This window comes from Microcoleus sp. AS-A8 (genome assembly GCA_039962225.1).
Taxonomy (GTDB): Bacteria; Cyanobacteriota; Cyanobacteriia; order Cyanobacteriales; family Coleofasciculaceae; genus Allocoleopsis.
In genome coordinates this window covers 183,059-207,158 of sequence record JAMPKV010000013.1, presented here as the reverse complement: position 1 = coordinate 207,158, position 24,100 = coordinate 183,059, and the positions used below count along the sequence as shown (strand labels likewise).

20 protein-coding genes are annotated in these 24,100 nt (G+C 46.4%); 14 read left to right on the top strand and 6 right to left on the bottom strand.

Features of this window, described 5'->3' with window-relative positions:
* Positions 1–106 (top strand): IS630 family transposase (locus tag NDI48_21325; GenBank protein ID MEP0833710.1); only part of this gene is annotated, 106 nt, incomplete at its 5' end.
* 178 nt (positions 107–284) lie between these two features.
* Here the strand turns inward: NDI48_21325 and lepA are convergent.
* On the bottom strand, positions 285–2,096 hold the full coding sequence (gene lepA, locus NDI48_21320; GenBank protein ID MEP0833709.1) for a translation elongation factor 4: 1,812 nt from the start codon (positions 2,094–2,096) through the stop codon (positions 285–287).
* Positions 2,097–2,300: 204 nt separating this feature from the next.
* Between lepA and NDI48_21315 the strand changes: the two genes are divergently transcribed.
* From NDI48_21315 to NDI48_21290, 6 genes are all read left to right on the top strand, one after another.
* Positions 2,301–2,531, top strand: a complete 231-nt coding sequence (locus tag NDI48_21315) for a type II toxin-antitoxin system CcdA family antitoxin (GenBank protein ID MEP0833708.1) — start codon at positions 2,301–2,303, stop codon at positions 2,529–2,531.
* A 130-nt stretch (positions 2,532–2,661) separates the two neighbouring features.
* Positions 2,662–4,380 carry an ATP-binding protein gene (locus NDI48_21310; protein ID MEP0833707.1) on the top strand — a complete coding sequence of 573 codons (1,719 nt, stop codon included), beginning with the start codon at positions 2,662–2,664 and terminating at the stop codon, positions 4,378–4,380.
* Between the two features lie 147 nt (positions 4,381–4,527).
* The gene (locus tag NDI48_21305; GenBank protein ID MEP0833706.1) at positions 4,528–5,178 is read left to right on the top strand and encodes a DUF3386 domain-containing protein; all 651 of its coding nucleotides are present in this window, start codon (positions 4,528–4,530) and stop codon (positions 5,176–5,178) included.
* A gap of 201 nt (positions 5,179–5,379) precedes the next feature.
* Positions 5,380–5,622: a NifU family protein gene (locus NDI48_21300; GenBank protein MEP0833705.1), complete on the top strand. Its 243-nt coding sequence runs from the start codon at positions 5,380–5,382 to the stop codon at positions 5,620–5,622.
* A 93-nt stretch (positions 5,623–5,715) separates the two neighbouring features.
* A complete protein-coding gene (locus tag NDI48_21295; GenBank protein ID MEP0833704.1) occupies positions 5,716–7,962 on the top strand; it encodes a glycoside hydrolase in 2,247 nt (748 codons plus the stop codon).
* A 151-nt stretch (positions 7,963–8,113) separates the two neighbouring features.
* On the top strand, positions 8,114–8,512 hold the full coding sequence (locus tag NDI48_21290; GenBank protein MEP0833703.1) for a translation initiation factor: 399 nt from the start codon (positions 8,114–8,116) through the stop codon (positions 8,510–8,512).
* A gap of 282 nt (positions 8,513–8,794) precedes the next feature.
* Here the strand turns inward: NDI48_21290 and NDI48_21285 are convergent, their stop codons facing one another.
* Positions 8,795–11,116 (bottom strand): polysaccharide biosynthesis tyrosine autokinase, encoded by a 2,322-nt coding sequence (locus NDI48_21285; protein MEP0833702.1) that lies wholly within the window; start codon positions 11,114–11,116, stop codon positions 8,795–8,797.
* Between the two features lie 304 nt (positions 11,117–11,420).
* Positions 11,421–13,028, bottom strand: coding sequence for an SLBB domain-containing protein (locus NDI48_21280; GenBank protein MEP0833701.1), 1,608 nt, complete (start codon positions 13,026–13,028; stop codon positions 11,421–11,423).
* 214 nt (positions 13,029–13,242) lie between these two features.
* Here NDI48_21280 and NDI48_21275 point away from each other — a divergent pair, with 214 nt between their 5' ends.
* From NDI48_21275 to NDI48_21255, 5 genes are all read left to right on the top strand, one after another.
* Complete coding sequence (locus tag NDI48_21275; GenBank protein ID MEP0833700.1) at positions 13,243–14,970, top strand: S-layer homology domain-containing protein; 1,728 nt, start codon at positions 13,243–13,245, stop codon at positions 14,968–14,970.
* 23 nt (positions 14,971–14,993) lie between these two features.
* A complete protein-coding gene (locus NDI48_21270; GenBank protein ID MEP0833699.1) occupies positions 14,994–15,620 on the top strand; it encodes a hypothetical protein in 627 nt (208 codons plus the stop codon).
* A gap of 384 nt (positions 15,621–16,004) precedes the next feature.
* Positions 16,005–17,591, top strand: a complete 1,587-nt coding sequence (locus NDI48_21265) for a hypothetical protein (protein ID MEP0833698.1) — start codon at positions 16,005–16,007, stop codon at positions 17,589–17,591.
* Positions 17,592–17,616: 25 nt separating this feature from the next.
* The gene (locus NDI48_21260) at positions 17,617–18,030 is read left to right on the top strand and encodes a hypothetical protein (GenBank protein ID MEP0833697.1); all 414 of its coding nucleotides are present in this window, start codon (positions 17,617–17,619) and stop codon (positions 18,028–18,030) included.
* A gap of 216 nt (positions 18,031–18,246) precedes the next feature.
* Positions 18,247–19,017 carry an FkbM family methyltransferase gene (locus NDI48_21255; GenBank protein ID MEP0833696.1) on the top strand — a complete coding sequence of 257 codons (771 nt, stop codon included), beginning with the start codon at positions 18,247–18,249 and terminating at the stop codon, positions 19,015–19,017.
* Between the two features lie 124 nt (positions 19,018–19,141).
* On the opposite strand, the gene NDI48_21250 is transcribed toward NDI48_21255, so the two are convergent.
* From NDI48_21250 to NDI48_21240, 3 genes are read right to left on the bottom strand one after another with little or no spacing between them, the layout of a single operon-like run.
* A complete protein-coding gene (locus NDI48_21250; protein MEP0833695.1) occupies positions 19,142–20,122 on the bottom strand; it encodes a glycosyltransferase family 2 protein in 981 nt (326 codons plus the stop codon).
* 15 nt (positions 20,123–20,137) lie between these two features.
* Entirely contained in the window at positions 20,138–21,100 is a 963-nt protein-coding gene (locus NDI48_21245; protein ID MEP0833694.1) for a class I SAM-dependent methyltransferase, read from the bottom strand.
* 15 nt (positions 21,101–21,115) lie between these two features.
* Positions 21,116–22,291, bottom strand: coding sequence for a glycosyltransferase (locus NDI48_21240; protein MEP0833693.1), 1,176 nt, complete (start codon positions 22,289–22,291; stop codon positions 21,116–21,118).
* Positions 22,292–22,554: 263 nt separating this feature from the next.
* Here NDI48_21240 and NDI48_21235 point away from each other — a divergent pair, with 263 nt between their 5' ends.
* Together NDI48_21235 and NDI48_21230 are read left to right on the top strand one after the other, a co-directional pair.
* Complete coding sequence (locus NDI48_21235) at positions 22,555–23,469, top strand: glycosyltransferase (GenBank protein ID MEP0833692.1); 915 nt, start codon at positions 22,555–22,557, stop codon at positions 23,467–23,469.
* Between the two features lie 180 nt (positions 23,470–23,649).
* The gene (locus NDI48_21230; protein ID MEP0833691.1) at positions 23,650–24,048 is read left to right on the top strand and encodes an acyltransferase; all 399 of its coding nucleotides are present in this window, start codon (positions 23,650–23,652) and stop codon (positions 24,046–24,048) included.
* The last annotated feature ends 52 nt before the right edge of the window (positions 24,049–24,100 follow it).

Genomic DNA, 24,100 nt, shown 5'->3' with positions numbered 1-24,100 from the left:
GTGGGCTGTTTTAAAGACATGGATGAAACAGAGATTAAAAGAATTTCAAACTGTCAGAGAATGCGTGGATGCTGCCTTTAAAAATTGTCCTAACGTATGCGCGTAGCGCTATAGGAAGCTAATCCCATAAGTTAGGAAGCTCATCCAATGTCAGCCTTTATTGCTATCATTATTTTGTCGCAGGGCCCCCTAAGAGCCAAGCAGTGCTTTTCTCGGATGAAGAGGATACCCTACACCTTTAAGAGTCTCTTTGCTAAACACCGACTCCTAAATATTTTTCAATCCTACTGCGGATCGAGGCGCAACACTGCCATAAACGCTTCCTGGGGGACATCCACAGTACCAACGGATTTCATCCGCTTTTTCCCTTTTGCCTGTTTCTGAAGCAGTTTCTTCTTCCGGCTGATGTCGCCGCCATAACACTTGGCGAGTACGTCTTTGCGTAAAGCTGGGATGTGTTCACTGGCTATCACGCGACTGCCAATGGATGCTTGCAGGGGAATCTTGAATTGGTGACGGGGAATCAGCTCTTTCAATTTTTCCACCAAGGAGCGACCCACATTGTAAGCTTTGTCTCGGTGAACAATCATTGCCAAAGAATCAACAGGGTCACCATTAATCAGAACATCTAACTTAACGAGTGTGTTTTCTCGGTAGCCGATGAGATGATACTCCATGCTGGCGTAGCCGCGAGAACGGGACTTCAACTGGTCAAAAAAGTCGGTTACGACTTCTGCCAAAGGCAACTCATAGACTAACGTCGTTCGCCCTTGGGTGAGATATTTCATGTCCTTAAACACCCCACGTCGATTTTGACACAGTTCCATCAGGGTGCCGACATAGGCTTCTGGAGTAATCATCTCCACCTTGACATAGGGTTCAGCAATGCTTTCCCGTTCGTTGGGGGCCGGTAGCTTACTAGGATTATCAATCTCGAAGACTTCGCTTTTGTTAGTGGTGACTTGATACACCACAGACGGCGCGGTGATAATTAAATCCAGATCGTATTCTCGCTCCAGCCGTTCTTGAACGATTTCCATGTGCAGCAAGCCCAAAAAGCCACAGCGGAAGCCAAAACCCATGGCGCTGGAGGTTTCAGGCTCGTAGTGCAGTGCTGCATCATTCAGCTTCAGCTTCTCTAAGGCATCTCGCAAATCTTCATACTGATCCGCATCGATGGGGAATAAGCCGCAAAATACCATCGGCTTGGCTTCGGCATAACCGGGCAAGGGAGTCTGTGCGGGTTTGGCGGCTAGGGTAATCGTATCACCGACACGGGCGTCTTCTACAGCTTTAATGGCTGCTGCGAGGTAACCCACTTCACCGGCATGAAGTTCATCCACTTGGATTTGGGTGGGGGAAAGAATACCGAGTTCATCAATTTCGTACTCTTTGTGGGAGGCCATCAAACGGACTTTGTCGCCTTTTTTGACCGTTCCATCCACAACCCGGAAATAAACGACCACACCCCGGTAAGGGTCATAGTAGCTGTCAAAAATTAATGCACGTAGGGGTTGGTCTACCGTATCCTGGGGAGGGGGGACTAAATGAACGATGGATTCTAAGATTTCATGAATTCCTATGCCTTCCTTTGCCGAAGCCTTGATTGCCCCGCTACAATCAAGACCAATGATCTCTTCGATTTCGCTCTTAACTCGTTCGGGTTCGGCTCCGGGTAAGTCGATTTTATTCAGAACCGGAATAATTTCTAGGTCATGCTCCAGTGCTAAGTAAACATTAGCCAGAGTCTGTGCCTCAACGCCCTGAGATGCATCTACAACCAACAGCGCTCCTTCACAGGCAACGAGAGATCGCGATACCTCATAAGAAAAATCGACGTGACCGGGTGTATCGATGAGATTGAGAACGTATTGCTCGCCATCGCTGGCTGTATAGTTCATCCGTGCGGCTTGTAGCTTAATCGTAATGCCCCGTTCCCGTTCCAAGTCCATATTGTCTAGGAACTGTTCCTTCATCTGTCGCGCATCGACTGTGCCCGTCGTCTGTAGCAAGCGATCAGCTAAAGTGGATTTCCCATGATCGATATGGGCGATGATTGAAAAGTTACGAATGCGAGAGACAGGAACGTCAGTCATATCAGGGTGACAACAAGAAAGGGCTGTAAAATTCAATAGCGCTTAACTTATTTTAATGTTTTTGCCTAGAAAATCGGGAGATACCCCTACTGGGGAATGACTTATAGGCTTCATTAAAGATAGCCTTCTGGCGGGTGAAGAATCGAAAGACGGCGAATTGATAGTTATCGTAAAATGTTTATTAGGGAACCTAACACTGAGCTTATGAACGATCATGTCGTACATAGAGAGCATTCAACTGACAAAGAAGAAATCTCTATTCATTTGGATTCAGAGCTATTAGACCAAATCAATCACCTAACCAATGATCCGAGTCGGGTCATTGAAACAGCAATTCGTCAGTGGCTAAGAGGTGAGCGGGAACGGGATGACGAACTGACCCGTGCCTTAGACCGCAATCCGCCCGTACCGCCACGAGGCGAATGGAATGATTGAGGTAAAACCCGTATCGGCTGTTGCTTTAAGGCCAAGTCTTTAAAGTTTGAGCTACGCCCCGTTACCTTTCGGTCGCATCGCTCCAGCCAATCATTTTTTTTGTCAACTCGCAGTTTCCAGGTCTTTTCTGATGACTGCTCCTATTAATCTACAACATCCTCTTTCTGGGTATACCGATATGGAATCTGCTACTGCACCAAGCAAATCGAGCTTTTTGCAGGGGTTAGGGTCCGAACTTGTGTTTACTCAGGATGCATCTGGTCAGTACCACTCATTTTATTGGCAAGGCGCTGAGCGCTATGGTCTGACAAACGAGCAAGTGCTTGGGCTTCCCCTGCGTGAAACATTTCATCCGATCGCGGCTGACGCATACCTAGAACAAATTCAGCGAATTCTGGAGCAACGAACTCCTGAACGTTGTATCCATTCGTTGGCCTACAAGGACCAACTTTTACCGTTTGAGTTGGTGATTACCCCCATTTTGCAAGCCGATGGCAAAGCCACAAGGGTGCTAGTCATGGGACATCTGTTGCCTGAAGCATCGGTACAGAAAGTCATTGACTCTTTTGTTCCTCTAAGTTTAGACCCCAACTCTAAGCTTCTGACTCAGATTGCCCGGAAAATCCGTCGTACCCTCGATCTGGACACAATTTGGCAAGAAACGGTAAAAAGTCTGGGGAAGGCGCTTCAAGTGAGCCACTGCATGATTTGCTCCTACAAACCAGACGATCCAGAAGTCCGGATCAAGGCAGAATACTTTCAAGACTCGCGTCGGTCAAACGTGGGGAAAAAGCTGGATTTGGCCTCGGAACCCTCGCTGAGACAAGCGCTGTTTAGTCACGAACCCGTAGTGGTTGAGCAAGCCACAACCTCAGAATGCCAAAAGCAGTCCGTGTTAGTCGTTTCCACTACCTATACAGACCAACCCAATGGTTTGATTAAACTACAACAGTGCGATCGCCACCGCATCTGGAGCGAGGCAGAAATCGAATTGGTGCGAGAACTGGCTGAACAAGTCGGAACTGCGATCGCTCATGCCACCCTCTATAAAGAATTAGAAGAAGCTCGCGAACAAGCAGAAGCAGTTTCTCGACTCAAAAGCCAATTTCTTGCAAACACCACCCACGAGTTGCGAACCCCTCTCAATGGCATTATCTGTAGCCTTAAACTGATCATTGACGGCATGGTAGATACACCTGAGGAACAGGCGTCATTTATGGATGACGCCCATCGCTCAGCGCTGCATCTATTAGATATCATCAACGATATCTTAGATATCGCCAAAATTGAAGCCGGTAAAATGGAGCTGGAATTAGGCCAAGTTAAGCTCCATGAACTGCTGGATAATGTTCGAGATTTTACTCAGAATCAAGCACAACAAAAGAACCTCAGTTTCAATATCGAGCTACCCAATACTCGTGATGAAATCATTGTGTACGGAAACTATCAGCGGCTCCTGCAAATTCTCTTAAACTTGACTGGCAATGCGATCAAATTTACCCCCGAAGGTTGGGTAACTATTAGTGCTGAAGTCCTCAAGAAAAAAGTATCGTTTAAAGACCAAGAATTCCCCGGTATGGTCAAGATTCGAGTCGCTGATACTGGGATTGGTGTTTCTCTAGACAAGCAAGACAAGCTATTTCAGGCTTTCAGTCAGGTGGATGGCGAACGCACTCGTCAATATGGCGGCACAGGTTTAGGTCTGACGATTTCTCAACGACTAGTGGAAACGATGGGAGGTGTTGTCAATTTTTACAGTATGGGTGAAGGATTAGGGTCAACCGTTACCTTTACGGTGCCACTTTATCAGGAACCCATGATGATTGCCAACCAGTCGAGTGCGTCTTGAGCTACTGGAAAATAGCACAAGAAGTCAAAAGTCAACCTTCAAAAGTCCAATCCCCAATTTCTTTGGCGTGCGGCAATTTTTGGCTGAGCAGTTCAATACTCAGTAAACATTCCTAAACTAGAGAGTGTTGATTGATATTAAGAATTTATGACAGAGCAAACCAGCGCTCGTGAGTTGTTTCAAGCCGCCTACGAAAACCGCTACACCTGGGACGCCAACTTCCCCGGTTACCGTGCGGATATCGAAATTAAGCAGGGTGATGAAGTCTACCAGGGGGAAGTTCGCATTAATGGCGACCTCACGGTAGAAGTCACTGGCATTGAAGACGAAAAAGTTCAAGAAAGCGTTTACAACCAAATGCGGGATATTGTTACCCACCGCAAGCGATCGCAGTTTGAGAAGGCTCACGGGAAGAACGAGTTTAGTCTGGGTGAAGCAGACGCTACTGGTGCTGTAGAAATCCTGGTCAAGGGTGATGCCATGGGGTCGAACTACAAAGTCCGAGGTACCGAAATTTGCCAGGTGAGCCGGGTGATGGGGCCGATGGCGTTTACGATTAATACCAACGAAAGCTTAGATACCGGGGAAGGCTATGTTTCAACAGGCTACAACGCCATCTTCCGAGAGGCTAAGACGGGCAATCTCAAGACCAAACGAGAGTTTGAGGAGAGCTATGAGAAAGTCGGCAATTATTATGTTATGACGCGCCAAGTCGTTCACGCGATCGATGGAGAAAACCGGCTCACTACCGAGTTCAGTTTTTCTAATATCAAACTCCTCGAACCCGTAGCGGTTTAATCCTGAGCGATTCGCTATTATCTTTCAGTGATTAGCTAGCTGATTAAGCTGGTAGAGAAGACAACCAATCTCAACGATTAGTTCTTCCGATGTACCAGACAACTAAGCTAATTGCTGAAAGCTAGTCTTTCTGCTCTACTCAAGGAAGCTAGGATGAAGATAGCTGCGATTCAAGCAAAAAATCACAAAGGATGAACAATTATGTCCCCAACAATGGCGCTAACTCCTGAGAACGTCGAAACAGTTTTGGATGACTTGCGTCCCTACTTGATGGCTGATGGTGGCAATGTCGAGCTTGTTGAGTTAGATGGCCCCATTGTTAGACTTCGGCTTCAAGGTGCCTGCGGGTCTTGCCCCAGCTCAACCATGACCCTGAGAATGGGGATTGAGCGGCGCTTACGCGAATTCATCCCAGAAATTGCTGAAGTTGAGCAAGTCATGTAGCCGTTTTGAGTTAAAAGTTAAGAGTTAAGACGGGGAGGACTGTAGTGATCTCCCCTAACTCTTGACTCACACGTCTCATCCGACTCAAAACGCATGTCTCATCCCTTATACGTCGCTTTTATCTGGCATCAGCACCAACCCCTGTACAAATGTCGTGATAGTGGTTCTGTTGCTCTAGGGCAATATCGTCTACCGTGGGTGCGATTACATGGTACGAAAGACTACTTAGATTTAGTGCTACTTTTAGAGCGCTATCCCAAGCTGCATCAGACAGTGAACTTGGTTCCATCGCTGATTTTGCAGCTCGAAGATTATGTCGCGGGTAAAGCGTTCGACCCCTATCTGGAAGTCGCTTTGACGCCCAGCGAACAGCTCAACGCCGAACAGAAGCAATTTATCATCGAGCATTTTTTTGATGGCAATCACCACACCCTGATTGACCCCCATCCCCGCTACCGGGAACTGTACGGGTTACGACAGGACAAAGGACGGGAATGGTGTTTGGATAATTGGACGCTCGCAGATTTTAGTGACTTGCTGGCGTGGCACAATCTAGCCTGGATTGACCCTCTGTTTTGGGATGACCCAGAGATTGAGGGATGGTTAAAGCAGGGGCGGAATTTCACCTTAAGCGATCGCCAACGCATTTTCTCGAAGCAGAGAGAAATTATCGGTCGGATTATTCCCCAGCACCGGAAAATGCAGGATGCCGGTCAGCTAGAAGTGACCACAACCCCCTACACCCACCCCATTTTGCCCCTACTGGCAGATACAAATGCAGGGCGTCGGGCTGTACCCCAGATGAACTTGCCGCAACATCGCTTTCAGTGGGAAGAAGATATTCCTCGTCACCTGAAGAAATCGTGGACGATGTATCAAGACCGCTTTGGTCGAACGCCGCGTGGGTTGTGGCCGAGTGAGCAGTCTGTTAGTCCTGAGATTTTACCTTATATTGCTCAGCAAGGGTTTGAGTGGATTTGCTCCGATGAGGCGGTGTTGGGGTGTACACTGAAGCACTTTTTCCATCGGGATGAGGCGGGGAATGTTTTAGACCCGGAAGTTTTGTACCGTCCCTATCGCCTGGAAACGCCTTATGGCCCTCTGGCGATCGTGTTCCGAGACCATCGCTTATCCGATTTAATTGGCTTTACCTATGGAACGATGGATGCGAAGCAGGCTTCTAGTAATTTGGTGGGACATTTAGAAGCGATTTCTCGTTCCCTAAAATCTCGGCAACATGAAGGTGGCACCTCCTTAGAAAACCCTTGGTTGGTCACCATTGCTCTAGATGGGGAAAATTGCTGGGAGTACTACTACAAAGACGGCATCCCTTTCCTCGAATCCCTTTATCAGACCCTGAGCGACCATTCAGATATCAAACTGGTAACGGTGAGTGAATTTATCGAACAATTCCCAGCCACCGAAATTATTCCATCTGAGCAACTCCACAGTGGTTCCTGGGTGGATGGTAGCTTCACAACGTGGATTGGAGACCCTGCCAAAAATCGAGCTTGGGACTTGCTGGCAGAAGCACGGCAAGTCTTAGCGAATCATCCAGAAGCGACGGAAGAAAATAACCCAGAAGTTTGGGAAGCGTTGTATGCGGCGGAAGGTTCGGATTGGTTCTGGTGGTTTGGTGAGGGTCATTCCTCCAACCACGATGCCATATTCGACCAGTTATTTCGGGAACATGTGAGCGCCATTTACACCAGCTTGAATGAGCCGATTCCTCCCAGTCTCAAAAAAGAGGTAGAAATCCACGAAATCCGGGGAGATCATGAACCCGAAAGCTTCATTCACCCTGTCATCAATGGCAAGGGAGATGAGCAGGATTGGGATAAAGCGGGTCGTCTGGAGATTGGGGGCGCACGAGGCACCATGCACCGTAGTAGTGCGGTTCAGCGCCTGTGGTACGGAGTTGACCACCTCAACTTTTACCTGCGTGTTGACTTCAAAAGTGGGATGCAACCGGGTAAGGACATTCCCTCAGAATTACACCTGTTGTGGTTCTATCCCGATCAAATTATGCACAACAGTCCTGCACCGATCGCAGAACTTCCCGAAGAAGCACCGTTGAACTATCTGTTCCACCACCATCTAGGAATTAATTTACAAACGGCCTCAACTTGGTTTGAGGAAGCTGGAGAGCATCTGCTTTGGCATCCCAGAGCCAGTCGTGCTCAAGCTGCATTTGAGCAGTGCTTGGAGGTGGCAGTGCCTTGGGCCGATTTACAAATTAGCCCCGATTATCCGATACGGCTGATTTTAGTTTTTGCCGATAATGGGATTTACCGTACTTATGTACCGGAGAATGCTTTGGTTCCCATTACGGTACCGTAGAAGCACACTCTAATTCTCGCGCTAAAGCGCATCAATAATGATTGAAGTATGAAGGTTGAATTATAAACATAACAACTTGTCTACCAGGGGTTTACCTGAGAAAGTAAAAATTCATCTTTCATACTTCATCTTCACTATTTTGTTAAAAGGTATGACTTCATCAAAATCAAACCGGAAATCGTCTAATTCTCAATCCTCTAGCGATAGCCCAAAAGGCGATGCCACAGGCAATCGTGTTGTTTATCAAGAGTTTGGTTCTGGAAGTAAGCCTGCTGCCACTGAGCGAGCCGTTCAAGAACTACCTCCCAATCAGCAAGATTTGAGAGTACAAGCTTCCCGTAAGGGGCGTAAGGGAAAAACGGTAACAGTCATTAGTGGATTTCAAGCCACCCCCGAAACGTTAACTAAGTTATTAAAGCAACTCAAAACCCAGTGTGGGAGTGGGGGCGCGGTGAAGGATAATACTCTAGAAATTCAGGGTGACCATACTCAGAAACTCGTTCCACTGCTGATTCAAATGGGTTATAAAGCAAAAATTAGTGGTGGCTAAGGGGTTGAAAAGTTGCGGTTAATGATAATAGGAATTTTCTACCTCCGTCGGTGAATAGTTTATCTTGATCTCTTACTTCGTAGAGGTAGGTTTGTGTCAAGAAATAGAAAAGGTAGGATATTCACGATAAACTTTCAAGCAAGAATTCATAGTGAGTTGCTGTCTCACGTAGAATTTAACAAACCACTCCAGACACAGAGGACTCTGAGGTAAGAAAAAGAGAGAGTTATAGGTTTGAATGCATCTTGGTATCAGAACTTATTAATACTCTTTTCGCGGTGATTAACCCATCCTTTTTTGCAACAACTTCTTCGCCTTCATCACTTCTGACTCAGTTGGAGCATAGTACTGTTGATAATGGTAGTAAGATTGGGTGGTATAGCCCTTGACACCGTTAGCTACCACACCTAAAACAGTAGCGTTAGAAATTCTCAGCCGATCTAAGGATTGCATCATCATTGACCGATCCGTTTTCCCCAATCCTCCAACCATGACAACGCCATTGGTATGAGCGGCTAACAGTTGACCATCAGCTAGTCCTAGTACAGGTGGTGTATCGTAAATCACAAGGTCAAAAACGGCATGAAATTGCTCCATCAGATACAGCATTTTCTTAGAAGATAGGAGTCGAGTGGGGTCAGGTGGAAGCTGACCGGCGGTTAAGACATACAGGTGATCCCACATCGGTAATCGCTGGATGGCTTGTTTAGCCGTGCATCCAGTAGCAATCACATTACTCAGGCCAATGTGGTTGTCTAAACCCAAAACTTTATGTACCTGAGGCAACCGCAAGTCAGCATCGACCAATAGTACCCGTTGGCCCATTGCCGCCGCCGCTTGAGCGAGGTGAACGGAAACGGTCGATTTGCCATCTCCTGGTGTTGCCGAGCTAATCACTATGGAGTGGATGGGTGTATCACTACCCAGAAAGCGGATATTGGTATGCAGAGAACGGAAAGATTCTAAAAAAGGCGAGGCTTTATACCATTGGGGCTGGCGGCGATTACCCTTTTTGGGTACGGCATCTTCTGGCTCTGGCATTTTATCAGCCAAAGTAGCCGCAGGCATGATTTCTTTGATTTGTTTGCTGTAGGGAATGACACCCAGCAGTGGGAGTTTGGTGCGGTCTTTGAGTTCATCGGGAGAGTGGAAAACATTGTCTAAACGTTCGACCATTAAGGCAACAACCGTGCCCAATAATAAACCCGCGATCGCACCTAAAATCAGGTTCCGCTCATTATTAGGAGAAACCGGAAATTTAGGTACTTCCGGTTTTAAAATGATTTCCCAAGGCAGAGATTTCTGTGCGACTTCAATTTGCAATCCCTCCCGAACGCCCAGAAAGCGATTTAAGCTCTCCGTCGCCACATTTAGTTCTCGTTGTAAATCGGTGTATTGGCGAGCAATCACCGGCATTTGTCTAACTTGCTGGTTTAACAGGCGTTCGGCTTGGGCGATCGCCTTTTGCCGCATTTGCAAAACTTGAATTTGGTTAGCGGCATCTACCAGTTGCTGTGACAGTTGGTTACGAATCGAACTGGGTGAATCATTGGTGACACCGGCCTGTTGTAGATTCGTCCCGATTACTTTTTGGGATTCTTGTTCTAGCAGAGGTAGGAGATTGCGCTGTTGGTCGCGTAGGGCAACAATGGTCGGGCTGTCTTCCGTAAAACGTGCTGACTCCTTAGCAATTTTGGCTTCAATTTCTTGAAGCTGGTTGAGGAGTTGTTGGTAGCGAGGAGCTTCACTGAGGCTAGTGGTCGCGATCGCTTGTTCAGGTTGCAGCCCCAGTTGTGACGTGAGGGTGGTATACAGAGACTGATTTTCTCTGATCTTGACTTGTGTGTCCACCTGCTGTTGCTCAATCGTGTTCACCCGCATCGCGAGCTGTTGGGATTGGCTTTCCGGGTCGAGGAGCTCGTTGCGCTGCCGAAAGGCTTGCAGTTCGGCTTGGAGTTTGTCTACCCGCAGGCGCAGTTGAGGCAATTGACTATCCACAAACTCAATACCCTTCTTCAGGTTCATCTGCCGCTCTTGCAGCGAATACCGCAGATAACCTCTGGCAACCTGGTGTAAGACTTCCCGAACTTTTTTCGCGTCTGTGTCGCGATAGCGGACTTCTAGAATTTTCGTTTCTTCAAATCGACCAATTTTGAGCTTAGTACTGGTAATGAGAGAATCGTAGCTAACGTCGGGATAGCGCTTTTGGATTTCTTGAAGAATGGGACTCATCAAATTCGGGCTACGCAGCACTTGAATTTGCGTGTCGTAATCCAGAACCGAATAGGGAACATCAGTGACACCGGGCACTTGTGCCAATTTGTTCAGCTTTCCCCCCTCAGCTGTCACCGGTTCGACCAACAGCTGGAAGCGACTTTCGTACTTTGGCTCCTGACGAAAACTCCAAAAACCAATTCCCGAAGTTACAGCGATCGCCACCCCAACCACTACGATGGCGCGACGCCTGAATACGGTCAATAGCTGCCGGAGATTGAGATCATCATCATCATTATTCTCCGGTGGTTTAGTTGGATAGATGAGCGGCATTGACGGCAAACGCTTACCATTGCCGTTTGGTAGTAATGGATCTTGAATATTGCCCATCTCCATACTTGCCCCTGCCCCTCTTGATAACTTGAAAGAATTTGGAAAAAATTTACTGGTTTATTTAATTGTGTATCCCGTATGCCTAGGATACTACACGGAATATAGGCAGGGTGGGAATTGATGCTCCTCAACCTGCGGATCAAGGCTGAAGATTACGAGTCTGGCTAACCGCCCCTCAGCCCATTACGAATGCTTGAGACCTTCGAGAAGGTTAAATCGGTCGTCGCAGGAACCAGCGCTAAGAACCCAAAAGACAACCGAAAAAACCGCTCATTAATAATTGCCAAGCCATCTAAACGGTTTAAAAACCAAACAGGTTTAAGAAGCCGAAGAAGTTGGTAATCGGTGACAAGACCGTGCCTAGGGTATCCCCGATGCTAGCGATGGTAGAGCGCCTGACAACCACAACATCGTTGTTGCGTAAAGTAGGATTACCTTCCTCATTAATGCCCTGAGCCAAATCTACCTCAACTTCTCGTTTGGAAACAGAGCCGTTGGGGTTGAGGCGAATTAGGTCAACCTTACTTTTCTTCGCACGATTGTTAAATCCACCCGCCGCCAGTATGGCTTGATTTAAGGGCGTGTTGGGGGGCACGGGGATAGCACCGGCTCGGGTCACTTCCCCAACCACGTTCACAACAATGGTGTTGGGAGAAATACTAGCTCCAGCCAGTACGGTTGCCTCTGCGGGGTCAATTGCCGTGGCGGTGGGAATTGTAATGGTGTCTCCATTTTGTAAGATCACGTCTTGAGAGATGTCACCGGTACGCAACATCTCCCATAAATTGACCTCAATTACTTTGGATTGGCCTGAGCGAGTTGGACGCCGGATAGTGACAGAGCGTACATCAGCCTGGGAGGTAATGCCTCCAGCCACTTGAATCGCCTTGGTGATCGTGGGTGGGCCGCCTGCTGCGCCACCGCCTGCCGCTACACCGGTTACAGTTCCCGTTACGGCTCCTGTGGCACCGCCTGTGCCGACAGAACCCCCTATGATTTCATAAGGGCCAGGACGGGCGACTTCGCCAACAATCGCAATATTAATCGGTTGAGCTTGTCGGTTAGCGAAACTAGCATCCGCCAGTGTCCGAGTCTCGCTGGGATTGACATCCACCACCGTGGGGATAAACAGGGTGTCTCCATCTCTTAAGGCTACGTCTTGCGAGATGTCGCCCTGGTTTAATAAAGCCCAGAGGTTAATGGTGTAGGTTGTTGGTGAATTACGACGCCGAAGTTTGACCTCACCCACAGCAGCCGATTGAGTAATACCACCCGCCAGAGTAATCGCCTGGGTGACGGTGGGAAATTGTCCAGCCGTTGTGCCAGCACCACCCCCAGCTTGAGCACCGGCGGTGTAAGTTCCTGGACGATTGACTTCACCCGCAATGGCAATCGTGACGGGGCGGGGAGCCAGGAGTCCTACGGTGACAAGGGGGCGTCTCACGTAGCGGGCGTAGAGTTGAGAAATGGTTTCACTCGCTTGTTGCAGTGTCCGCCCCCGCACGGTGACAGCACCAATCACCGGTAGGTTGAGGGTACCATCCACTAAAACCGCGAACTCGCCACTGTATTCGGGAACATCAAATACATCGACTCTGACGCGATCGCCAGCTCCCAGGGTGTAAGGTGTTTCCGGTGGTAAGTTACTAAATCCAGAGGGGCGACTTCCAGGCGGAGGAGGGGGTGCTTCTGGGGCTGAGGGAGGCGTGGAAAACGAGGGAATTTGCGAGTCCCCAGCCGCAGGTGCCGTAGGAAATGGAACATTGTTCGGATCAGGGAAAGAGGGAGTTTGCGAATCCCTAGGAGCCGGTAAAGTGGGAAGTTGTGCATGGCTAGGAGCGGGTACAGCCGTCGCCATCAACGTGATCAAGGTTAAACCCGCGATGGGTGGGTTCAGGCGTTTCCTCATACCACTACCTGTCATACCGATTCGACAAAACATCTCAAAGGGTCTTTTTGGGCTCACTTTCAAACAGTCTCGATTAATCAAATGTTGACTCTCTTTACACCAAGTCACTCTAATTTTGGGGAAAGTTCCGGAAGATATAGTGATGACATAAAATAGACTAACCTCGTGTACCTTTGAGGTATTAACTCAACTGCACGCATAGTAGGAAATGGTGATGAGGAAAGCCAGAAGCACGGGTCGTTTCTATCAAATCAGCAAAAATCTACGCCTTTGGGCGCATATCTTAATCAGCTCTATATTAAGCAGTACTATGCTATCTGCTGCGGCGGGTGTTGCCAATCCCACACCCCCCTCTCCCCCTAAAACGACAGCCAATGCTTCTTCTGGTGGTTCTTTGGGTCAATCTCTCCTGAAAAATATGCTGGGAGCCGATGATCTTCGTCCCCAAGCCCCTGGCACGGGCACCACTTTGCCCAACCCTACCCAGCCGCCAAACCTCAGGGTAGGGCAACAACAACCGGCAAGAGCAACTGCCGTGCAACTGGCTCAATCCAGAACCTTTCCTGATGTTCAAGGTCATTGGGCACAGACGTTTATTGAAACCCTAGCAGAGCGGGGTGTCATTCTGGGGTTTCCCGATGGAACATTCCGACCCGATGATCCGGTGACTCGCGCTCAGTTTGCGGCGATGATTCGTAAAGCGTTTCCCAGAGCGGCTAAACGCCAAGGCACTCAGTTTGTGGATGTCCCTAGCAATTACTGGGGGTTGGAGGCGATTCAGACGGCTTATCGCACAGGATTTCTGGAAGGATATCCCAACAGTATCTTCCTGCCTGAACAAAATATTCCTCGTGTTCAGGTGTTGGTCTCTCTTGTGACTGGACTGGATCTGTCTCCACCCACACAAGTGGCCTCTGTCTTAAACAGTAGCTTTCAAGACGCTGCACAAATTCCTGATTTTGCCCGTCCTAAGGTGGCGGCGGCAACCCTGAATCAACTCGTTGTTAACTACCCGAATGTTGCCCTCTTAAATCCCAACATCAATGCCACTCGCGCTGATGTAGCGGCCTTTATCTATCAGGCTTTAGTGAAAGAGGGCACTCTGCCACCCGTTAATTCCTCAGATATGGCGTCGCGTTATATCTTTGGCTACCAACCCCCTGTTGCAACGCAGCCTTCTCCCCCACCCCAAAATGATCTGGCAGCTTTGAGACAACAGTATCGCCTCCCAGAACCGCCCGTGGCGACCATCACTCGGCGACTGTTTGGCGGTGGAACTAGTATCAGTACACCCACAGGATTTGGCGCTCAATGGCGTGATGCTTTTGTGGGCTTTGGCTATCAAGAACGCACCCGCTTTACGGATATTGATGATGGTGCTGTTACCGCAGGTTTTGGTTTGGGTGATGCCAGAAAGCTAGTGGCGGCTGAAGTCGCGGTCACTTCTTTTTCCACCCTTCGGCAAGGTTTTGGGGAAAATGGGGGCGTGAGTTTTAAGGTTCACCGCACCTTTACCAATGAGACGGGCGGCGACTTAGCCGTTGCTGTTGGTGTTGAAAATGCGATTGACTGGGGGAATACCGATGCGGGCAAGAGCGTTTACGGAGTCGTCACTAAAGTCCTTCCCCTCACTCAAGATCCCACCGATCCCTTAAGCACGCTCACGGTTTCACTCGGCTTAGGTGGAGGTCGTTTCCGCTCAGAAGAGAAGGTTAACAATCGAGAAGGCGGTACCAATGTGTTTGGTAGTGTTGCTCTAAAGGTGGCTGAACCCGTTAACCTGATTGCTGAATGGACGGGTCAAGATTTGAATTTGGGAGCCTCGATTTATCCCATCCCTGGTGTGCCATTGGTAATTACCCCGGCGGCGGCTGACGTTACCGGTAATGCTGGAGATGGTGTCCGGTTCATTCTCGGTGTTGGTTACGGAATCCGGTTTTAAGTCATCCTTATCAAGGTAAAGTTATGAACATTAAACATCTTCCTTTACAGTTGAGCTTGGGTTTTGCTCTAGCAATTTCGGGTGCCGTTTGTCAGACCCCACAAGCCCAAGCGCAGTCAGGCAACCAGTCCGATATCACGGGTGTGATCATCACAACGAGTGATGTTGCGGGTAGTTTCAACTTTAGTGGTGGCGGTGGCGATCGCCGCAGACTCATCGCTTTCGCCAGCCCAGGAATTCAAAGTTCTGTCAACAGTGCCGCTATTTCCATCAATCAGCAGCTACAGCAGCAAAGCTTGGCGGTCGTTGCGACGGATGCTTCCCAAGCGGCAGTATCCGTAACGGTGCAGCAAACCTTGCTGATTATTCTGACCAACACGACCAATGTGGATGCCAGGGTAACGCAGTTTGTGAATGGTTTGGTAAATGCCGGGGCAGAGGCGAACGTCTCCCGGAATTTGGTGCTTAGCATGGTGGGGTTGACGGCCAAGGGTAAGGTTGAGGCAGCTCAGTGCCAAAGAGTGATTCGCTCTTACAATGTGTTTATTGAAAACAGTACCGTTGAGTTACTCACCAATAATCCAGATGAACTCCGGGCGATTCGCTCTGTGTTAGCTCAGTTGTTGAATGCGGCTTATGCCAGCCGATAACGATGTAATTCATCCTCTCAGTTAGACTGGCCCTCCACAGTGGTCGGTGAGCCAAAAACTGACTTAATCAGGGAACTTAAGCATCTAAGGCAGGTCAAAGCAATAAGACTAATGGGCTTGCCGACTGGGAGCGCCTTTTAGGTATCAAAGTCGAGCCTGTACTCTTCAAACAGGCTGGACTCACTGGGTTTGGCACTCCATTGAGTAAAGCGCAACACTTTTTGGCTTCGCTCGCGCTGACACAGCTCAGCGCTGCTCAAATTTCTCTTTTAGTTAATTCTTATGCATATCTTTGCAATTTTGTCAATATATAAAGTTTAATTTATCCTGATTATTAACAGAGTTTCTGTAAAAGTGGACAGCATCTTTAATTAGGAGCTGTTTGTGTCAAAAAAGACCGTCACTCAATGTTCTCACCGAGATTTATATTCTGATCATCGGCCTGATAGGAATCCAGCCAAGTTAGAGCTGAAAGATTTGCCGAACGCATCTAAAAATGGTCTGGCTTCCCCCTTACGGCAGGCTTCAAGTGTTGCAATTTATACCTTGGCTGCCCTTGCCGCTCAGGATTTTGCCCCTCAAGCCTTTGCGGCTCCCGTAGTAGACCTTGCTCAACAATCTCAAATCAAACAGGCAGACGATGGGATTTCCACGGCAGCAGAAGAAGCTAGACTGGCTTCTAGCCAGAGCGCCGTTGCCTCGCCCGAATCCCTAAACGTACAAGAATTTGCACCGGAATTCGCTCAAGCTTCAGCGCCTCTTGTGACTCCGTCAAGCCTCGGCGAACAACAAGCCGTTGCAGCAACCTTGAAGACTACGGCTTCTCAATCCATCCGTGCGAACATGGCACCGCCGGAAACAGAGATGAGACTGGCGCGGACATCGGTTCAAAATGAGCCGTCAATCCGGGGAGTGGAGACTGAGCCAAGTCAAAAGGATGAACAGATGCAGTTTCTGGAGCGGGAGGAGAATTTTCCCTCTACGACTTCTGCCTCCCCTGCCTCCAATTCCCAATCCCCAAGCCCTAACCCGCAACTCGTTGCAGGGAAGAGCCTTGCGGCTTTGCAGAGCAACAGTGCGCGGGATTTACAGGAAGTTCCGACGTTGGAGTGGAGTGCAACACGCCTCTCTAATCGTGAGATTCCCAATCTTCCAGAAACAGCCAATTCTGAGCAGACTGGGAACATTCTGGCCCAAGCTACACCTACTCAATGTTGTTCTACGCCTGAAACTCAACGGCAGAGTCAACAGCTGCAAAATGAGCTGCGAGATTTGGAGAACGTCAAGGTTGAGGAAGGATTTCTGGCTTCACCCGCTCTGAGTATTTATATTCCCACTGGGTTTGGTGCGGATAACAATACCGGCTTTATCGGTGCAACGTTTCAGGAACGAACCCGGTACAGTAATGTCAGTGATGGCGGTGCGGTGATTGGTGTTGGGTTGGGCGATGCACAAAAAGCGGTTGGTGTTGAGCTCTCTTATACCGCCGCGAGCTTTGGTGGTAGTCGAGACTTTGGGGGTGGCGGTTTTAATGCCAAAGTACACCGCCAAATTGGTGATGGCTTAGCTGTTGCCGCTGGCTGGAATGGCTTTGCTAATCTGGGCGGTCGTAATGACTTTGAAAACTCCATCTATGGTGTAGTTAGCAAAGTTTTCCGGACGCGAGACGACATCAACTCGCTCTTTAGTCGAGTTGCGGTGACGGCGGGTGTCGGTAACGGACAGTTCCGCACGGAGGATGCTGTCGCGAAAGATGAGGGTGGAATCGGTGTTTTTGGTAATGTTGCGGTTCGTGTTGCTCGACCTGTTAGTTTAATCGCGGAGTGGAGTGGGCAAGACTTGGGAGTTGGGCTTTCAGTTGCGCCCTTTAAAAACATCCCCTTGGTGATTACGCCTGCGGTGCGGGACATTGTGAGTGCTGGAGATGGGCCTCGATTTGTTTTAGGCACTGGCTTGGCATTCAAGTTTTAAGTCACTCAAATTAGGAGGAAGAAACATGCGTAGAACAAAATGGATGAGTTGGGTTCTATTCGCGGCACTGCTGGGTAGTGGGTTGTTCGCTGTTCCCGCGAGCGCTGGCAATCCAGCCGCCGGGAACCAATCCGATATTACGGGAACCAACATCTGGAACAGCGTATCACCCATTTTCAAGATGAATGGCAAACTGTCTCCGGAAATTCTTGGAACAGCCCGACGCCTTGCTCAAGAACTGGATGAACTTTCTCGCCGTTGCGGTAATGCTTCTGCACCCATGGGTCCGCGCCGATTTGCTAGACGTCCGAGTCAAGTGGCTACCTGCCCAGATTGCCAGCGGCTGGATCAATTGGTGCAGGAAACCAGAACCTTTTTAGCGGATGTGAAGCGTTCTCAGTCCCAACAACAAAGCGCTACTCGTAACCGTATCTGGTAGATTTGCAGGTTGGAGTTCTGGCAAATTGATCCAGTCCGTTAGCATCCGTCTTGAAGCGTATGAGCAATGGGAAATTTAGGGTGCCCAGGCAGCGGGGATTAGGGACATGGGATAGGAGGAGAACATCTACCAATTCCCAATTCCCAATCTCTTGCCTTACAATGCCGATACAATCGAACATGATAGAACTCTTTCTAGTAAAGCACTTGCACAGAAATGCATCTAAATTCTTTTAAGTTTCTAATTAAAGAGCTTTTGAAGAAGTTATTTTTATTTTTAGGGTTAAAAATAACTCGTCGTAATTCGGGACTGTTGGCAGTAAAAAATCAATTTATCTACCAGTTCAAGCCTACGCATCAAGACAAATTTAATTGGATTAAAAGGATGAATATTAAGACAGTTTTGGATGTGGGTTCTCACCAAGGAGAATTTGCTTCAGAACTTCATCAAATTTTACCAGAGGCTAAGTTTTATTGCTTTGAACCGTTACGCAGTAATTTTATTGAACTCCAATCTAACTTAAATTTTTCAAACTTTAAGTTATTTAACTTGGCGATAGGAGATTGCCCAGGCAATCTAGAGATGTACCACAATAATTTTTCACCTAGTTCTTCAATTTTAAAATGCTCAGAACTTCATAAAGAAACTTTTCCTTTCTCAGCCGTTGAGCAGTTAGAGAAGATTGAGATTAATACTCTGGATGAGATTTTTAAAGATATTGAATTAGAAGATGATATTTTATTAAAAATAGATGTACAAGGTTATGAAAATAAAGTTCTTAAGGGGGCTGAGAATATTTTATCTCTTGTCAAGGTTGTTATTGTTGAAACTTCGTTTCGAGAGTTATATGAAGGCCAAGTTTTATTTGCAGATATCTATGAATTTTTATCTAAACAGGGTTTTATCTACTCAGGTAGCTTGGAAGAATTGAAAAGTCCAAGCGATGGTATTCCTCTCCAACAAGATAGTTTGTTTATCAAAAGGTGATATTTTCTCTGTCTAGGCTGTGTATGTAAGGTATATTTTTAACGAACCACAGAGGCACAGAGAGATGAGAAAATAGGAGAGGAGAGGAGAGGAGAGAACAAGGGGTGATATATGCTGAGTTTTTTTAGTGTATATAAAAAAGTTGATAAAAATGTTTTAGTTGGTTTTTGGTTAAAATAAAAAAAAGTTTAAGTCCTAATAGGCGACGAATTAGCATTGGTAATCTGGGGTTTTGAGCTACTTCAAAGTACTCTTTTAAGCATTGAGATGCTAGAGATAGAGCTTGCTGCTCTACGCTGATTGATTTTTGTTTTCGTGCTAAAAGATAAATTTGTGAGTAAGCCGTCATCAAGTTTTCACATTGGGTTGGCGTATAGGAGCTGTTGTTATTTTCCAGGTACTGCCGATTCCATTCAAGGACGGCGTGCATTCCTATTAACAACTTTTCAGGATTAGATACTTGATTACGGCATTGGGGAGTTTGCATCCGATACAAGACGCCTTGACTGTGTCCATAGGCAACTTTACATTGATTAACTAATTTAAACCAAAAAGCAATATCTTCTGCTAAATATTGATCTAATGGCTCAGGCCAATAGCAATCAGGTGACAAGATAGAACGTTTGATTATAGCTGCATGAGGTGCCCAAGGAGTAAATGCGATCGCAAAATCCCGTAGTACCTGAATCGGTTGTCCTAAACCCGTTGGTTGTCTGAGTGTTTTCTGGGTAGGATTATCATCTGTAAATTCCTGCCAAGAGCAAGCAATAATCTCAGCCTCTGGGTTTTTTTTTGCGGCTATTAATTGTTGCTCTAGATGATTGGGTTCTAGCAAATCATCGGCATCTAGAAACTGAATCCAGTCTCCTTGAGCTAAGTTGAGTGCATAATTACGAGCGGCTCCTGGCCCCTGTTTGGGTGATTCCAAAAAGTGAAGGCGGGAATTTTGAAATTCTTGAGCTTTTAAGAAGCTACCATCGGTTGAGCCATTTTCTACAATAAGCATTTCCCAGTCAGAATAGGTTTGGGATAGTACTGACTGAATGGTGTCGCTAATATAGTCAACCTTATTATGCAGTGGAGTAATGATCGAGAAAGTTGGCATTGCAGGAGTCCCTTATCATTTTTTACGGAGCCATAAACCTGCACAATGGTGATAAGGGTCTTTTTCCCAGTTAACAACTCCAGGCCAAATCTTAGCAACTTCCTGCGGGTAGTCTACAGAGAGCCAATGATTGGCTAGGACGACTTCAAAGCGAGAATTGTAAGCCAAAAATGCCTCTAGCATATATTGCTCATTCCAGGCTAAACGCTTCTCAATCAACCATTGTGGGGGGTAATCGTAGGGGAAAAATATATCATGAAAGTGAATCCAAACGCCACTGGCAAGAGCTGGCAAAATTTCCAAAATTTCCCGACAGACATCACTACCAAATTTTACGGTATGGGTCGAATCAATGAAAAGAATGTCGTTAGCACTTAATGGCTCAAAATTTTTTAAATCAATATTTTCGACTCGTTCAATCAGCAGCTCAACATCAAGATTGGCTTCAATGAGTTGAGGTTCGGGATAAGGTTCAATACAAATGATTTTGCCCCTCTTTCCCTCTTGTTGATTTTGAGCGATCGCTAAGGCTGCAATTTGAGTGGAATATCCACACCCAATCTCTATAATCTTCGTCGGTTTTATCTCTCTGATCAGGGTATAGTAGATTGCTGCATCAACTTCTGAGTAGAAGTCGTTCAAGAAATTAAATTTTAAATTAGAATTTTTTCCATCCTTAATGTGGTCAATTTCTGGCTTAGATAAACTCAACTTTTGAATCAGGTTTATTTGAGCCTCTAAATTCCAATCTATAGCGGTTGATATTCGTCTTTTAAGAACCTGTTCTTTAGTAATATCTGAAAAGTTGGGTAGAGGGTCATAGTAGTGAAATTTCCGGATGTAGTAACCCCACTTATCTCCTAAGGTGGGATTTCGATGAAATAACCACAGAAATCTATTAATTAAACGAATTGGTAGCTTTTGAAAAATAGACAACAATAAACTGTCTATAAAATTATTGACTTTTTTGGATGCCATATGGTGTCAATACCCCTATTGATAAGTGTCATCATTAAATTTTAAACCAGCAATTTGATAGATACTATTCACAAACTGCTGTTGAATTTTCTCTGGCTCAAACATTTTTTGAGCCATTTGTAAAGCCTTATTTCCCAAGCGTTTTTGTTCTTGGGTCTGATTAGCTAATTTTTGAATGGCATTCACTAAATCCTGGGCGACAGGAGAGGTTACCACTAACGCTGACTGATGTTTACGTCCCCAGTGAACAGCCGAACTATAGTCTGGCCCCCAAATGATAATCGGTTTTCCAAACTGGCAATAGTCTACGATTTTAGAAGGGAAGCTGGTTTGCATTCGCATCTGATCTCGCGGGTTGAAAGACATCGCAACCAGTAAAGCATTGGCCTTCTTGAGTTCATCTCTTAAATTGGAGATAAAACCACCATAAATTTGAGCGGATTTGACCTGCTGCACCATAAAATCTGGCCAATCAAGGGGAGGGCCAAATAGTTTTAAGTTTAGTTTAGGGTAATTCTGAATAAATGCACATAAATCTTGCATCATAGGCCCGTAAATACCAGAAAGAGTTCCTGCATAAATTAGGGTGAATGAATCTCCTCCAACCCCTGTAGCTGGAGATTCTTCTTTTACAAATGGATGGGGAATAGGATACAAAATTTGGGCGTTGGGGTGTTTCCCTAGGGCTTGCCTGATTTCTTCATCGACACATAATGCCAGTTGGCTTTGCTGATAAAGTCGCTTGAAGCGCCTGGTTATAAATCCTCGTGCAAAGGAATGCACATAAGCCATGTCAGGCCACCAATCATGAAAGAAGGTTACCAGGGGAATATTAAATTCTTCTGCCATCTGTTGCGCTAGCCAGCAAAATTCGTTGTGAGCGACGGTAAGAATTATATCTGGCTTTTTATCTTTGATATAGTTCCGAATTTCTTGAGCATCATGAAAAGTATTGAAGCACTGAAATACATCATGAAACCACTTAGAAAAGCGTGTTTTTGCTAGTCGAGTTAATAGTCGGTTTGCGCGAACATTGATGATATCGGCAGCTAGTAAACCTTGGCCTTGATCGGTTGCAATTGCAAGGTTCAATCCGGGAAACTGAGAAAAATGCCTGTATAGAACCAACTCACCGCCTGTGGTATCTCGTGGTACTACTGAAGAGATGAGCAAAATTCTCAAGCTATTCATTGACTGTATTTTCAAAAAGTACTCCTGAGAGGCAAACACCTGTAGTTTGAACTCAGGTAATGGATAGGATTAATGCCAAGAGTCTGTTAATGCTTAATCTCAGCTCACTTATTGTAACTGCGATGGCCTACGCTACCCGTAAAGCCGATCGCCTCAACGGGATAATGAGGATTGTATCCTGTGGGAGAGTTGTGTGATCGCATTGTCGGCGTTAGCATAGCGAAAACCACCTTTAACCAGATTCTTCAGGCACCGGCACAACCATGACGACGGCCTTTACCCTCCAAGACTTACCTCCACCACCACCCGGCAAGATAGGATGGCCTTGGACAAAACAGAGTAAGCTATTACCTGAAAAGATGCCGAATGGCTCTGAGTGGCCTCGTTTGAGTATCGTAACTCCTAGTTACAATCAAGGAAACTTTCTTGAGGCAACCATTCGCTCGGTTTTACTACAAGGTTATCCTAATCTAGAATATATTCTCATTGATGGTGGCAGTACCGATGGTTCGGTTGAAATTATTAAAAAATATGAGAAGTATTTATTTTACTGGCACTCTCAAAAAGATAGAGGTCAAGCGGATGCCATTAATCAAGGTTTAGAAAAAAGTAGCGGTGAAATTTTGGGATGGATTAATAGCGATGATGTCTATGTCAGAGAAACATTTCACAAAATTTTAAAAGCCTTTCATCATCATCCCGATTATATTGTTGTTCATGGAAATAGAATTTTAATCAATGATTTGGGTCAGGTAACGGGTTGGTGTTGTCTACCCCCCTTTGACCCCAAAACCCTTGTGTATAACGTCTGCTCCGAAACAGCATTCTGGCGACGCTCTGCCATGGCACAAAGTGGACTTCTGAATGCTAGTCTTCAGTTTGCTATTGATTTAGAATTTTTTGGTCGCCTCTATAAACAGGGCAAATTTCTTAAGCTCAACGATTATTTAGGTTATTTTCGTTGTCATTCTGAACATAAGAGTTTCACGATGACTCACATCGGCAAAGAGGAGGCCAACAGGGAATGGAAACGTTTATTCAACTCAGAAAACCGAAATTATCACTTAAAAGATAATAAAACTATATTAGATAGATTAAAACTCAGTTCTGAATTGATTAGAGAGCCAGTTCTGCTGGGCGTTCCCTATCTATTACATCGATTTTCCTCTAAAAAATAGAGTGAGATGATGTTGAACCTGACTAAAAAGCTTTGGATAGACAGAAGCAAACTTTTTTTATCAGAAAGCCTTTTATACCTTACTAATCATCTCGTCAATCATATCCCTTTCCATTTTATTCGTTTAGGTTTCTATCGAGGATTACTTCGTTTCGAGATTGGTTTAGATAGCGTTATTTTGATGGGAACAAAATTTGATGCCCAAAAAAACTTGAAGCTGGGCAAGAACAGCGTGATCAATCAGAATTGTCGATTGGATAATCGGGGTACTATTACGATTGGGGATAATGTATCTATTTCCTCCGAAGTATGCATTTTAACAGCCGATCATGACTTGCAAACTTGTGATTTTACAGGTCGTATTCGTCCAGTAACTATTGAAGATTACGTTTTTATTGGCACACGCGCCATGATTTTACCGGGAGTCACTTTAGGTAAAGGCTGTGCTGTGGCAGCAGGTGCCGTTGTGACTAAAAGTGTTCCCCCCTTCACCATTGTTGCTGGGGTTCCAGCTAAAGCAATAGGAATGCGACAAACCAATCTGCAATATCGCCTGAGTTACCGCCGATTGTTTTACTAATTTCTAACTTTAGGGTTGATTTTATAAAAAAAATCAATGTTTTGATGTAAAT

Bases quoted from the DNA above. Each gene is read 5' to 3' on its own strand.
- lepA (MEP0833709.1), bottom strand. From the start codon at position 2,096: ATGACTGACGTTCCTGTCTCTCGCATTCGTAACTTTTCAATCATCGCC.
- NDI48_21315 (MEP0833708.1), top strand. From the start codon at position 2,301: ATGAACGATCATGTCGTACATAGAGAGCATTCAACTGACAAAGAAGAA.
- NDI48_21310 (MEP0833707.1), top strand. From the start codon at position 2,662: ATGACTGCTCCTATTAATCTACAACATCCTCTTTCTGGGTATACCGAT.
- NDI48_21305 (MEP0833706.1), top strand. From the start codon at position 4,528: ATGACAGAGCAAACCAGCGCTCGTGAGTTGTTTCAAGCCGCCTACGAA.
- NDI48_21300 (MEP0833705.1), top strand. From the start codon at position 5,380: ATGTCCCCAACAATGGCGCTAACTCCTGAGAACGTCGAAACAGTTTTG.
- NDI48_21295 (MEP0833704.1), top strand. From the start codon at position 5,716: ATGTCTCATCCCTTATACGTCGCTTTTATCTGGCATCAGCACCAACCC.
- NDI48_21290 (MEP0833703.1), top strand. From the start codon at position 8,114: ATGACTTCATCAAAATCAAACCGGAAATCGTCTAATTCTCAATCCTCT.
- NDI48_21285 (MEP0833702.1), bottom strand. From the start codon at position 11,116: ATGGGCAATATTCAAGATCCATTACTACCAAACGGCAATGGTAAGCGT.
- NDI48_21280 (MEP0833701.1), bottom strand. From the start codon at position 13,028: ATGAGGAAACGCCTGAACCCACCCATCGCGGGTTTAACCTTGATCACG.
- NDI48_21275 (MEP0833700.1), top strand. From the start codon at position 13,243: ATGAGGAAAGCCAGAAGCACGGGTCGTTTCTATCAAATCAGCAAAAAT.
- NDI48_21270 (MEP0833699.1), top strand. From the start codon at position 14,994: ATGAACATTAAACATCTTCCTTTACAGTTGAGCTTGGGTTTTGCTCTA.
- NDI48_21260 (MEP0833697.1), top strand. From the start codon at position 17,617: ATGCGTAGAACAAAATGGATGAGTTGGGTTCTATTCGCGGCACTGCTG.
- NDI48_21255 (MEP0833696.1), top strand. From the start codon at position 18,247: ATGCATCTAAATTCTTTTAAGTTTCTAATTAAAGAGCTTTTGAAGAAG.
- NDI48_21250 (MEP0833695.1), bottom strand. From the start codon at position 20,122: ATGCCAACTTTCTCGATCATTACTCCACTGCATAATAAGGTTGACTAT.
- NDI48_21245 (MEP0833694.1), bottom strand. From the start codon at position 21,100: ATGGCATCCAAAAAAGTCAATAATTTTATAGACAGTTTATTGTTGTCT.
- NDI48_21240 (MEP0833693.1), bottom strand. From the start codon at position 22,291: ATGAATAGCTTGAGAATTTTGCTCATCTCTTCAGTAGTACCACGAGAT.
- NDI48_21235 (MEP0833692.1), top strand. From the start codon at position 22,555: ATGACGACGGCCTTTACCCTCCAAGACTTACCTCCACCACCACCCGGC.
- NDI48_21230 (MEP0833691.1), top strand. From the start codon at position 23,650: ATGGGAACAAAATTTGATGCCCAAAAAAACTTGAAGCTGGGCAAGAAC.